Source organism: Pirellulales bacterium (assembly GCA_035656635.1).
Taxonomy (GTDB): Bacteria; Planctomycetota; Planctomycetia; order Pirellulales; family JADZDJ01; genus DATJYL01.
Genome location: DASRSD010000147.1, coordinates 1 through 13,447, shown reverse-complemented (window position 1 = coordinate 13,447; position 13,447 = coordinate 1). Strand labels below are relative to the sequence as shown.

The following is a 13,447-nucleotide window of genomic DNA, read 5'->3' as shown; positions in this document are numbered from 1 at the left end:
GCAAATCCAAACCATCCTGGACGTGAACGCGGACGGCAAAGACAACAACATCGACGAGCAAGCGCTGATCAACTTCCTGCTGGCCGGCCACGGCAGCGATTCCGGCGCCGTGCCCGAACCCACCAGTTGGCTGCTCCTCGGAATGGGCGCCGCCGCCCTGCTGGTCTCGCGGCGTCGCAAGAAAATCGCCTCGCCGAAGGGAGTCGCCTGAAATAAGTTAGGGGACATAACAAAAAATATGACGGAATCAACTTCGGCAGCGTCCCTCAAACGTTGCGAAGTGTTTAATTTCTGTAGCCGAGCCCGACTGGTTTTCTTCCCCCCCGAGCCCAGCGCGGGCTCGGCGAGTTTTTGTAAGGCCTAAACGATCACCATCCAAGCTGACAGTCCTACCTGGCGCAAAGCCCAACATTTGCATGAAGGTCCTTCGTCACCCATTTATCAAGCAGGGACCGCTGATTCTAGCGATTGTGATGGGCCTTGGACTGATCTGGCCCTTGGGCAGGACATTGGCTCAGTCTGCTTCAGAAAAGCATGAACCAGCCGCTGCGACATTGCCGGCTGATTCAACGGCATCGCCATTACCCCGGGTGTTCCTATTCGATGCGCACCGACTTCAATTGAAAAAAGAAAAATCCCGAGCCGGTGACTCCAGTGTGGTTACCGCCGTGGACCAACTGGAGCACGACGCAAAACGGCTGTTGAGCGAAACGCCGCCGTCGGTGGTCGAAAAAGATTACACGCCTCCCAGCGGCGACAAGCACGATTACATGAGTCAGGCGCCGTACTTTTGGCCCGATCCCGCCCAGCCGGAAGGCGCACCCTACATTCGCCGCGACGGGGAGCGGAATCCGGAAATCAACAGGTTGAAAAATCATCAGAGCATGAATCGGATGGCTGGTAATGTAGAAACGCTAGCCGTGGCCTATTACTTCACCGGCAATGAATCGTACGCCGATAAAGCCACCCAATTCCTGCGCGTATGGTTTTTGGATTCGGATACCCGGATGAATCCCAATTTGCAATATGCGCAAGCGGTGCCCGGGACGAATACCGGTCGTGGCACGGGATTGATTGAATCGATTTGCTTGGCGCGGCTGGTCGATTCCATCGGCTTGCTGCACGGCTCGAAATCGTGGACCGACGAAAACCAAAGCAGCCTGGAAAATTGGTACGGCAAATTTCTGCAATGGATGATCGACAGTAAAAATGGTCAAAACGAAGCCGCCGCCAAAAACAATCATGGAACGTATTACGATGTGCAAGTGGCCTCGTACGCATTCTTTTTGGGCAAAACGGAGTTGGCGAAAGCGACCTTGCAGCAGGTTGCCTCTAAGCGCATTGCAGTGCAAATTGAGCCCGACGGCCGCGAACCTTTGGAGTTGGCTCGCACCAAAGCTTGGAGCTACAGCGTTGCCAATTTGTCGGGGCTGATGGTTTTGGCCACGTTGGGTCAGCACGTCGATGTGGATTTGTGGAATTTCCACACTGACGATGGCCGCGGCATTCAGCAAGCCATCGATTTTCTGCTCCCCTACGCCAATGGCGAAAAAAAATGGTCGTATCAGCAACTCGGCGGCTGGTCCCCAGCGGGATTCACCGGCATCTTACGACAGGCGGTTCTTAAGTATCCCGACGAGCGCTATTCGGCGGCCTTGGCAAAGCTATCCAAAGACAATACCAATTGGCATGAATTATTGCGATAATCGGCTGGTCCGCCCGTTCGATCAATCATCTCCTATTTGCAGAGTTTGGACATGCCCTCCTTTCGAACGACAGTTCGCATTTCGATTCGATTAAGCATTTTGCTGCTGAGCCCATGGGCCTGTGTCGCTTGGTCTGAAGAGCCGGCGCCTTCCAGCTCCGCGACACCGGCACTTGATATCCGGCAATTGGAGCACGACCGCATTCTGAAAGCCGCCGATGCATTTTTGACTGACGCGCCGATTACGGTCACGGCCTCGCAATGCCCGCGTAGTCCCGGTGGTCCGCACGATTTTTATTCCGAAGCAGATTATTGGTGGCCCGATCCTAATAATCCGGAGGGACCTTATAAAGCCCGTGACGGGATGACTAACCCTGATAATTTTGTGGACCATCGGCACGCGATGATCCGCTTGAGTATTCATGCGGGCACCCTGACCAGCGCCTACCGTTTGACGGGCGAAAAAAAATATGCCGATGCGGTCATCAAGCACTTGCAAGCGTGGTTCGTCGACGAAGCAACCCGGATGAATCCAAATTTGGAATATGCCCAGGCGATTAAAGGTTTAAGCAAAGGCCGCGGCATTGGCGTGATCGACACCGTGCATTTAATCGAAGTGGCCCGCAGTGCGCAAATTCTGGAACAGGCCGGCATTCTCAAGGGAGAGACACTTCAAGGCGTCAAAAAATGGTTTGCCGATTATCTGAACTGGATGAACACTTCGCACAACGGACTGGACGAAAAGAAAGCGGCCAACAATCACGGAACGTGTTGGGTAATGCAAGCTGCCGCCTTTGCCAGCTTCACTGGCAACGAGGAAATGCTGTCCGAATGCCGAAAGCGATTTAAGGAGATATTGTTGCCTAATCAAATGGCGGCCGACGGCAGTTTTCCCAAAGAACTAGCACGCACCAAACCATATGGCTATTCGCTTTTCAACGCCGATGCCATGGCCACGGTTTGCCAAATACTTTCCACACCGCAAGATAATTTGTGGACTTATACCACATCGGACGGCCGTAACATGCATGCCGCTGTGGAATATTTGTATCCGTACGTGCAAGACAAATCGAAATGGCCAAAGCCACCCGACGTTATGTATTGGGAATTCTGGCCGGTACGCTCGCCATTCTTGTTGTTCGGCGGGTTAGCTTTCCACGAGCCCAAATATTTGGAGCTGTGGAAAACACTGGAGGCCGATCCGACAAATGCGGAAGTCATTCGTAATTTGCCGATTCGCCACCCCCTGCTGTGGATCGACTGAACAACATTGTTGCTGATCTGTGAACAGCATTGTTGCTGAAATGCTTGAATTAAAGGAAACTTCGATGCACGCCCAGCGCCCGCTACGAATAATATCTCTAGCATTACTGCCATTTGTTGTTGCCAAAATGCCCAGTGCCGCTACGCCAGCCCGCGCCGCTGATGCCGCCGCTTCGACTTCAGCAACTTCTGATGCGGAAGAAACTCCTGCCGAGCACGATGCGCGCATGGCTTGGTGGCGAAATGCCCGGTTCGGCATGTTCATTCACTGGGGCGTCTATTCCGTTCCCGCCGGCACTTACGACGGCAAAAAAATAAATGGCATCGGCGAATGGATTCAAAATTACGGCGAAATTCCAATGGACAAATACGCCGCGTACCCCAAGCAATTCGATCCTGTAAAGTTCAACGCCAATGAATGGGTTTCGCTGGCCAAAGCAGCCGGCATGAAATACATTGTCATTACTTCGAAGCATCACGACGGCTTTGCCATGTTCAAATCGGATGCTTCTCCATTCAACATCGTCGACGATACGCCGTTCAAACGCGACCCGCTGAAGGAATTGGCCGCCGCCTGCCAGAAGCAGGGTATTAAATTAGGCTTTTATTATTCACAATCGCAAGATTGGAACCATCCGGGCGGCGCGGTCATCCGCCGCGGCAGCCGCAAAACCGATTGGTGGGATCCAGCACAACAAGGCTCGTTTGACGACTATTTGCAAACCGTGGCAATTCCACAGGTGAAGGAAATCCTTTCAAACTACGGTCCGGTTGCTGTGCTGTGGTGGGATACGCCCCGTGAAATGACGAAAGAACGAGCCGCTGCGCTGCACGATTTGCTAAAGCTGCAGCCTGGCATCATCAGCAACAATCGCCTTGGAGGCGGCTTCCAAGGCGATACCGAAACGCCCGAGCAAACCATTCCCGCCAAAGGCTTTCCGGGCCGCGACTGGGAAACGTGCATGACCATTAATGACACCTGGGGATACAAATCGTACGACACCAATTTCAAATCGACCCGGCGGCTGTTGCATAATTTGATCGACATTGCCAGCAAAGGCGGCAATTATCTGCTGAATGTAGGTCCCAATGCCGAAGGCGAAATTCCGGAGCCGGAGCAACTGCGGCTACGCGAAATGGGCGAGTGGTTGAAGGTGAACGGCGAAGCCATTTACGGCACGTCAGCCAGCCCGTTTGAAAAGCAATTGAAATGGGGTCGTTGCATGCAAAAAAATGGCAAGTTGTATCTGAGCGTGTTTGATTGGCCAACCGACGGCAAGTTGCTGGTGCCTTTGCTCAACGAAAGAGCGACCGCATCGCTGTTGATTGAACCAAACAAACCGCTTCCCGTGAAGGCCACGCCGGACGGGTTGGTAATCGACGTGCCAACCACCGCGCCCGACGAAAACACCACCATGATTGTTCTGCAGCCCGAAGGGGAGCTTAAATTCGCTGCCATTCCGCTGCCCAAACAAGCGGAAGACGGAACCATTCGCTTGACGCCGCAAGATGCCGACATTTCCGGCGGGGCAGGCGTGGAAGGGGAATCCGTTCAGAACATCGGCCACTGGCGCACTACCAAAGATGCCATCAGTTGGAAAATCGGAGTCAACCACCCAGGCAAATTCGACGTAACGCTGTTGTACGCCCAATCAAATGATCGGGATGGTGCCAGCTTCACGTTCACCGCGCAAAATCAATCGCTTAGCGGGACGGTGCAAGGGACGAAAAACGCGAACACTTACGAGGAAATGAAATTGGGCACGATTGAAATCAGCCAGCCGAGCGCGGTTAAATTCGCCATCAAGGCCGACAAAGTGCCCGAAAATAAATACGTGATGAATTTGCGGAACATCACGCTGACGCCGGTCCCCTGACAAATGCCGGCGGTTTATTGTTTCGGCTTCAAGAATACTTCGAACAAGCTCACTTCGGCAGCCTGCTCGGGCTTGAACCGCAGTTCGTATTCGCCAGTGGGAAGTGAGATTTGGCCGAGATGGATAACTGGATTTTTTTTCGAATCATTCGCATTGCCCGGCGCACTTGCCGTTTGCTCTCCTGCCTGAACCACTAAAGTTGCGCTGTTGCGGAGAGCACATCGCACTGAAACATCGAAGGTTGCTGGCGCGTTCAATCGAATGGGCCACGCTAAATAATCGTCGGGGTTATTAAAACCGGTTACCGCATAGCGGTTCGCTTTGCCGTCGCCATAACTGAATTTTCCGCTGGCCGTGGCATCGAATGCGAGGAGTTGGTTTTGGGTGACGTTGGTCGCCAGTAGCCGTCCCTGGGAGCCATGCACGGGGCCGTTCATTTCCAAAACAACGACCGAGTCGGTAGCATCAGGAGCAACGTTGGGGACCGTTACTTCGATATCCTTATTATTCAGACGGCGCGCTGCGAGCAGGTGTTTGTCCGCATCGGCCAGCAAATAGGCCCGAACTACTTCTCCGTCGAGATTTCCGACCACCAATTTGCTGTCGCTTGGCCATTGGAAAACGTGCAAATAAAGAATGTTGCTTTTAACCGTGGAATCTCCCCAGGCCTGCCGGTCCAGCGATGTGCGCGTGGTGCCGTGAATGCTGTCACCGTTGACACTCATCCAGCGGCCAATGCCTTCCAGAATGCGCGTGGCGTTTTCATCAATGGTTCCGTCCCCCTTGGGGCCGATGTTCAACAAAGTGTTGCCCCCTTTGGCTGCAATTTTGGCAACCAACTGGATGAAGAATTCGGGTGTTTTATAGTTGTTGTCGAGCTTGTTGTAGCCATAGGAATTGTTGACTGTTGGAATCGCTTCCCAATCGCCTTCGGTTTCGCGCACTTCCGCCGGATTGTCGGCGGTGTCGGCGTAATCGCCAAAATTCTTTCCCAAACCGCGGGCCGCGCGGCCATTAATCACCACGTTGGGGTCGGCCTCGCGCACGGCTTTGACAATTCGAATTTGCTCCGAAAACGGGAGCTTGCCCGACACGTCAAACCAAAGAATATCGGGATGGTATTTGGCGATTAACTCTTGGAGTTGCGGAATGGCTTTGTCGTCCACGTATTTTTTAATACGCTCCACCAACTCAGGATGCACATCGTACCAAGTCCGATAACCGGCACCCAGCCTTTCGTCGAACAAATGTTTGTCGCCACCAGGGTTTTTGTAATCCCAATCGTTGCCGGGAGCGTTGGGGTCTTCCCAATCGAAGGCATGCGAGTAGTAAAATCCGAATCGAAGGCCGTTAGCGCGGCAAGCCTGGGAAAGCTCCTGCATGGGATCGCGCTTGAATGACGTAGCGTCAGTAATGTTGTATTTGGTGACCTGCGACGGATACATGGCAAATCCATCGTGATGCTTGGCTGTGATTACGATGTACCGCATGCCGGCGTTTTTGATTAACTGTACCCAAGCATTGGCGTCGAATTTTTCGGGATTGAACTTAGAGACAACTTCGTCCAAATACTCCTGCCGCGGAATGGTGAGTTGCCGCATAATATGCTCAGAGTAGGAGCCGCTTTTGCGGCCGTTGTATTCGCCGGCCAAATCGGCATACACGCCCCAATGAATGAAGCAGCCGAATTTAGCGTCGCGCCACCAATTCAACCGGTCGTCGCGCGTTTTCAGCGCTGCGGTCCACCAACCTTTGAGGGCTTCGGCAGCCGCCGCCTCGTCTCGCCGACGCGCTTGTTCAGTGGCCGGCAGATTTTCCGCCTGCATCTGCATCTGGGCCCGGGCCTGGTCGAGTGGCAACAAACACATCCCCAGCAGGCACAAAATTAAGGCGCGATTTTGGATCATGATACTATTCTCCTCACTCCAAGCAAACAGACGCTAGATTTACTCTGGTGCGGCGTTTACAAACACCAAATACATATTGCACTCGGCGCTAGAATTGTGATCGGTGTTGGAGCCTAACGTGAAACTTCTTTCGCTCGTAACTTCGCAGCGGAAAACTTTCATCGCTTGGCCGTCGATAGTCACGCTCATGTCGGTCGGCTCAAATTGCTTGGTAAGCCACTCCGGAGGATTGAGCCGATTGTCATGGGCAATGTAAATGACGGCATGAGCGGGCACCGGAATTTCCATCAGATCGACTGCGCTATATAGGCGATCTGCCTTGGCCGCTTGAATCCAATCGCTGCCACGCAGAACGCGAGGCAGGTCAACAAATTTTGTGTCGCAATCGCCATATGCTTTTTTTCCGGTTTGCGCATCGGACTCAACATTCACGCCTTTTGTTGGCCCGGAGTACGAAAAGTTTTTGATGAACTGCCCCCGCACCGCCGGCTGGGTCGAATCAGAAGTACGAATGGCGGGATCGCTGGTCACCAACGCTGCGCCGGCATGCTGTTTTGGCAACGCCACGACGGGCATCGTTGCGAAAGGCAAAGTCGTGCCGCCGTCGATTTTTACGGGCCGAGCATTTACCGTCAGACTGACGGGACGCAACCCGGCGCTATTCGCACGCAACACAATTTGGCCCGGTGTCAATGTGGAACGGATCGCCACACGATTGATGCCGCATTCCAAATCGAGGTGGGAATTATTGATGGTATTAATTTTCCCGCTGTTATAGCCGCCGCGCCAAATGCCCGGGCCTTCCATATCGAAATCGACGCGTTGTTGAAACGTAGGGCAGCGCTGGCCCTGTTCGTCCACCGCTTCTACGTCAATCAGCACAGTATCGGAACCGTCAGCATGTAAACCATCTGGCCCGGTGATTGGCGTCATCTTTAACGCCACAGGCGCGCCCACGGTGTGATTGGTTTGGGCGGCCACCTGCTTGTTGCCGCGGTAGGCCACGGCTTTAATTTCACCGGCTTCCCAAGCCACGTCAGGAAATGAGAATAAAAATCGGTCGTTTGGTTTCACGCGCCCCAGTGATTTGCCGTTCACAAACAGTTCAACTTCGTCCGCGTTCGACACCACGTAAACGGTTTTATGGGTGCCGGCTGGGTAATTCCAGTGTCCGATGATGTGCACTTGTGGATCATCACGAAACATTGTTTGGCAAACATAGTAAGCTTCTTTCGGCAGGCGAACTCCGTCGACTTCACCACCGGCACGGCAAACTTCGCACGCCACCCGGCCGCCGCTGGTGCTATCGCTGAAAATCCAATTGGCGCCGCCGCAGTGATTTTCCGCCCCGATCTTGCCCACATATTGGCTAACCTGGTTGACCGCATATTGCTCTGAGTTGAGTTGGTAGGTTTGACCCTTGGCCTCGGGGTAGCCGAAATTTGGCGGCGATTGGTCGTCCCAAACACGGCGCGGAGATTCCTCGCGGTCGTATTCGGCTTCAACCACCGGCAATTTGGCGATTTCGCGGCCGCCTTCGGTGCCCAGGCAAATTTGCATGAACTCTGCAGTGGTCTTGTCGGCTCGGCGGTGGCTATATACACGGCCGCCATGCGAATCATATTGATCCATATAGCCACGCAATTGGGCAGCATGTTCGCGGGTTACCTTTTGATTACCGCCTTCCCAAATCAAGATGGAAGGGTTATTGCGGAAATAAATCAGCACGTCGCGAAAAGCTGCCGCCCGCAATTTCCAAGCGGCGCCAACGGTGTCCGATTCTCCATCGACGCCGGGCTGATCATAAATAATTCCCAAACGGTCTCCTGCGGCAATGCAAGCCGGGCTAGCGGCACAGTGACCCCAGCGCACAAAATTGCCGCCAGCATTTTTCATCAACTCCAGCGTATAAAAATGCATCCAATCGGGCTGAGCGGCGCCCAAACCCGGCCATTCGTCCGTCGGCTTCTGTCCCCAACCGTGTAATTTTAAATGATGGCCATTAATGAAAAAGCCGTGGTCCGCATCCCAGCGAACGGTTCGAATGCCCAAGGGCAGTTCGCAGGCATCGCATACTTGGCCGTTGGCACGCACAGTGCAAACAACGCGATATAAATACGGATAATCTGGCTCCCACAACTGCGGCGATTTAATGTCGCCGGTAATTGCGAACACCGTCGATTTGCCGGCAGCAATAGAATCATCGTGTTTCGCTGTGGCCACCGATTTGCCTTCGTGATCCAGAACTTCAACAGTCACGTCTACGTGCTCGTCCCCCGTTCGGCCGTTTTCCAGTGGAACTTCCACAGTAAATTTGGCCGATTGCTCGGAAATATCACTGGCATATACGTAAGGGCCGGCGGTTTGCAAGAAACTGTACAAAGGCAAGCTGATGTGAAGCGGATCGGTAACAATTAACCGCACGTTGCGGTAAATGCCTCCGTGTGCCGGGTGCCAGTGCGGATTATTCCACGGAATTTGGTCGGACTGAATTTGGTCCACGCCTTCGGGAATTTTCTCGTTCACCTTTTTCATTAAAGTGGCCAAGTCACCTCCCGGCGCAACATCCTTCTTGCCGGTGGCAAGCCCCGCCTGATTTGCCGCCTCGATGATTTTCGGATCATCCGGGTCCTTCATGAACCGATTGTCGCACATCACCGCCAGCACGTTGTCCCCGCCAAAGTGCAGCTCAGAAGTGAGATCAAACCCGAAGGGGGTGAAGCCTGTTTTGCATACCCCCAGAAGCTTGTCGTTTAGATAGACCTCGGCGACCTGGCGGACCGCCTCGAATTCGATGAATACCTTCTTCCCTTTCCACGATTCTGGCGCGTTAAATGTTTTTCGATACCACGTGCGCCCGGCCCATTGATTTTGCTCGCCGCGGTGGCCAGGAAGAGACCAATCATCGAAGGTATCAATGTCGTTGTAAGTGTGCGGTGCGGAAACCGTCGTCCAACCCTGATCGTCAATGTGGGGCTGTTGAGCGCCCGTAACATCCTGTTTGATGAACTTCCAGTTCGGATTGAAATTCAATATGAGCCGCTCGTCGGCGCCGGCGGTCGCGCCCAACATGCTGCCCAATAATCCTATTATGAAAACAATCGTCCTGAAGGCCATGGAAGAAATCATGAGGACTTTCTTTGCAAAGATGTGCGCAGGAGAAGAGCGGTTTTGCTCGACGAATTGCACCGATCTATAGGATACCAAGCGGCTTCTCTACCGCCCAGCACCGCACCAAAAAATCGCCGAGCCCGCCAGGGTTCGGGGGGAAAAGAACTGGGCGGGCTCGGCTTGGCGATTGAAGCCGTGGCCACATTTAACGTGACTACGGACTTGCGTCCAATCGTATTTTGGGTGCTCTAAGAGACCGTAATGCCTTTCCGACGTTTGCGCAGGAGCAACAACGTGCCGCCGATGGTTAGCAATACGAAGCTGGCTGGTTCAGGAACCACTGAATTGCTTCCCTGGCCAGCAAGTAAGTTATTGATTAAAGCTTGCATGTCGATGTTGTTAATTACTCCATCGTGGTTTTGATCTAACACGGCATCCATCTCATCGGTGGTCAGATTGATTCCGTATGGATTACCCGTTGCGTTTTGGTAATGGCTTAAATTGATCAGGGCGAGCTCTTCAGCAGGAATATCGGCCGCATCGTAATGACCATCGCCATTCACATCGCCCAGCAGGAACGTCGGCCCAGGATTCGGCGGCGTTAGTTCTCCGGTGGCCGGGTCAAACGATGGCGTGCCGGGGAAACCAGCAAATGCAACCTGGAGGAGTTGCGAAGCGTCTAGCCCATCGAAGCCATCATTGTTCAGTCCATTGCCAAAGAAAACGTGGTCGACGCCATGCGTCCAATTGTCGATAGTCAACGTGGAGCTGCCATCCCACACGATGCCGTTATTGACAGTGCTGCTATCGTTGAAATGAACGGCGCCGCCGCCGAATTGACCACCAAGGCCCAGGTTGAGATGTGCACTGCTCGATAAGGTAAGGCTTCCGGGAATGGTTTGGACAAAACCTCCAGTGCCCAAATTACCTCCGCTGAGTGCCACGCCGCCTCCGGTGGAGTCAATGGCATGTGCATTACCTAGTACAAGATTTCCCAGGCTGACTGTCGTTGCAATCGGCGACCCGGAATTGTACGAATTGCTTCCCGCCAGGATGAGCGTGCCGCTGCCGTTCATGTTTAGCCCTGCCCCGTTAATGCCGCTACTGCCCAGGTTGGCCAAGGCGGCGGTTTGTCCGGACGTGGGCAAATTGACCGTGATGGGTCCATTGCCGCTATTCACTCCGCCGGTGCCGCCAATGAAATTGCCGTTCATGTTGAGAGTACCACCGGCCAGTGTTAACGTGGAATTGGTGGTTCCTCGAGTGCTGTTGTTGGTAATGCTGCCACTAGTCACATTCGCCGTTCCACCATTAATGGTAAGTGTGGCCGTGGCGATGGCCGATGCCACTGCAAAGCCGTTCGTGTTTGTAAAGTTGCCCATGACAATGTTGGAAGAATTAAAGACGCTTGTGGAGGTGTTGTTGGGTGTGGCGCCGCCAAGAGTAATTGTCGCCGTCGGACCTATGAGACTGCTACCGCCGGTATCGCCAGCCATGGTGATCGTTCCCGCTGTGAATGTGCCGGTATCGAAAGCGATTGAAGCCGATGCTCCGCCATCAAGATTGGCGCTTTCGATGGCCATGTTGATACTACCTGCCTGCACATTGACATTATGCCCGGCCAGGTTCAGAACAGCAGGAATGGAGGTTTGCATGCCGTTGGTGCTGGCTAGCGCCATGTTAATGGTTGGGTTGCCGGTAATTGCCAACGTAGCGGTTGACGGTGCGCCGGCGACAAATTGAATAACACCAGCGCCGCGGCCGGTGCCCAAGTTGATGGTGCTGGCGCTAATGGTATTACTTCCCGAACCCAAGTTCAGGACGGACGCCGTACCTGGGGTCGCCGTGCCGGTTGTGGAAAAATTCATGGTCGCGGTGTTGATAACATTGACGGGAGCATTTGCGCCGACGGTTGTATTTGCAAGTGTCAGTGTGCCGTTCGATGGAGAGGCGTTGCCAATGTTCACTGTGCCATTGGTAATGGTAACGCTATTGAGCGCAGATAGATCGGCAATCGCGGTGTCATTTGCGCCGCCGACAGATATGGTTCCGTTAATCGCAAGCGAGCCGCCACCGGTTGCCGCCAACGTGGTGAATACGCCCTGACCCGGTCCCACGGTAAAGCCGCCAGCGTCGGTCAGCGTTACACCAGCGGGAATAACAAGTGTGTTCGGCATGGGATTGGCAGTCGTGCTGCCGCTGGTGCTGGAGATGCTGCCGACGGATGTGGCGGATATGGCACTGCTAAGTACAATCGAGCCAACCGATGTGTTTATGGCCGAGGTGGCGGGCGTGCCAATCACCAGCCCCTCCGCTCCGGACCCTAGCGTATTGGCATTAGTGGAACTCTGAATAACGGTCCCGCTGTATGCTTGGATGGCGCCGGAGAAATTGACGTTATTCCCAGTCAAAGTGAATGTGTCGCCGCCGATTTGTCGAAAAGCACCCGTTCCGCTGAATGCGTTGCCCAGCGATTGTGGACCAGTGCGAGCATAAATCAGGGTGCCGTTGTCGATAATATTTGTTGTGGCGCTTAGGTTACCGGTGTTACTTCCGGCATCGACTTGCAACGTAGCACCAGAGTTGATGGTAGTATTGCCAGTGTAGGGATTGGCATTGGTAAGTGTTAACGTACCGCTGGCTACTGTAAGATTGGCTTTATTCGTAGGACTATTGTCGATGATGGTCCCGGCGTACGTTCCATTGCCAGCAACACTCAGTGTGCCGTTCACATTGATTGTTGCCGTGGTATCTGTGCCGCTTAAACCGCCAAAGCTCTGGTCGGAACCAAGAACCACACTTCCGTTATTGACTAAACTCGGGGTCGCCGAAACTGAACCGCCTGCTTGAACTGTTAGCGAAGTGCCTGTGGCAATCGAGAGTGCAGTGCTGGCCAATGTGCCACTGGGCTGAATTGTCACTGATCCCCCGTTAATGTTGACGGCAGGGCTGGACAGCGTTCCGCCGCTTTGAACCGTTACGCCGCCGCCGTTGATATTGGCGGTGGTCGTGCTGACGTTGCCGCCCGAAGTTACGGTGACAATGCCTGTGCCGCCGACCGTCATCGTCGTGCCGCCGACGGACCCGCCGGCAAACAAATTGCCGCTGACGTTGACACTGGTGGAAGTTACCGAACCACCGGTATTGACGGTCGCAGTGGCCGATGGCGCGATGGCCAATGTGGACCCCGCAATGGCCCCCGTCGCGCCGATAATCAATTGCCCGGAATTGACATTGGTTGCTCCTGCATAGGTGTTCAAGGTGTTCAACGTTACTGAACCAAGCCCATTCAAGCTCAACGACGTACCGCTTCCAGACTCTCCAATTCCAAAGCCACCGGAGCTGTTAATGACGTAATTGTGGGAAGCGTCGTTGGTGAAATTGACCGACGAGGGAAGCACACTCGCGATGATGTTTACCGTGAAGTTGGCCGAATTGGCAAACGTAACGCTGTCCTGGTTGTAAAAGCGGTTTGGATCGGTCGGGGCGGTGCTCGTCCAATTTTGTTGGCCCGTTGCTCCGATATCCCAGGAAGTAGTATCCGCGGCGCCGGTCCAAGTGAGGTTAGCCGGGTTACCTGAAAC

Annotated in this window: 7 protein-coding genes; 4 read left to right on the top strand and 3 right to left on the bottom strand. The window is 53.9% G+C overall.

The window, feature by feature from the left end; genetic code table 11:
• The 4 genes from VFE46_14605 to VFE46_14590 all read left to right on the top strand — a co-directional run.
• Positions 1–211: PEP-CTERM sorting domain-containing protein (locus VFE46_14605; GenBank protein ID HZZ29226.1), on the top strand; the 211-nt coding region annotated here is incomplete at its 5' end.
• A 205-nt stretch (positions 212–416) separates the two neighbouring features.
• Positions 417–1,706 (top strand): alginate lyase family protein, encoded by a 1,290-nt coding sequence (locus tag VFE46_14600; protein HZZ29225.1) that lies wholly within the window; start codon positions 417–419, stop codon positions 1,704–1,706.
• Between the two features lie 51 nt (positions 1,707–1,757).
• Positions 1,758–2,969 (top strand): alginate lyase family protein, encoded by a 1,212-nt coding sequence (locus tag VFE46_14595; GenBank protein ID HZZ29224.1) that lies wholly within the window; start codon positions 1,758–1,760, stop codon positions 2,967–2,969.
• Positions 2,970–3,033: 64 nt separating this feature from the next.
• Positions 3,034–4,845 carry an alpha-L-fucosidase gene (locus VFE46_14590; protein ID HZZ29223.1) on the top strand — a complete coding sequence of 604 codons (1,812 nt, stop codon included), beginning with the start codon at positions 3,034–3,036 and terminating at the stop codon, positions 4,843–4,845.
• Positions 4,846–4,859: 14 nt separating this feature from the next.
• Here the strand turns inward: VFE46_14590 and VFE46_14585 are convergent, their stop codons facing one another.
• From VFE46_14585 to VFE46_14575, 3 genes are all read right to left on the bottom strand, one after another.
• Positions 4,860–6,752 (bottom strand): alpha-L-fucosidase, encoded by a 1,893-nt coding sequence (locus VFE46_14585; protein HZZ29222.1) that lies wholly within the window; start codon positions 6,750–6,752, stop codon positions 4,860–4,862.
• A 39-nt stretch (positions 6,753–6,791) separates the two neighbouring features.
• A complete protein-coding gene (locus VFE46_14580; protein HZZ29221.1) occupies positions 6,792–9,869 on the bottom strand; it encodes a DUF4982 domain-containing protein in 3,078 nt (1,025 codons plus the stop codon).
• 242 nt (positions 9,870–10,111) lie between these two features.
• On the bottom strand, positions 10,112–13,447 hold a 3,336-nt coding region (locus VFE46_14575; GenBank protein ID HZZ29220.1), incomplete at its 5' end, for an autotransporter-associated beta strand repeat-containing protein.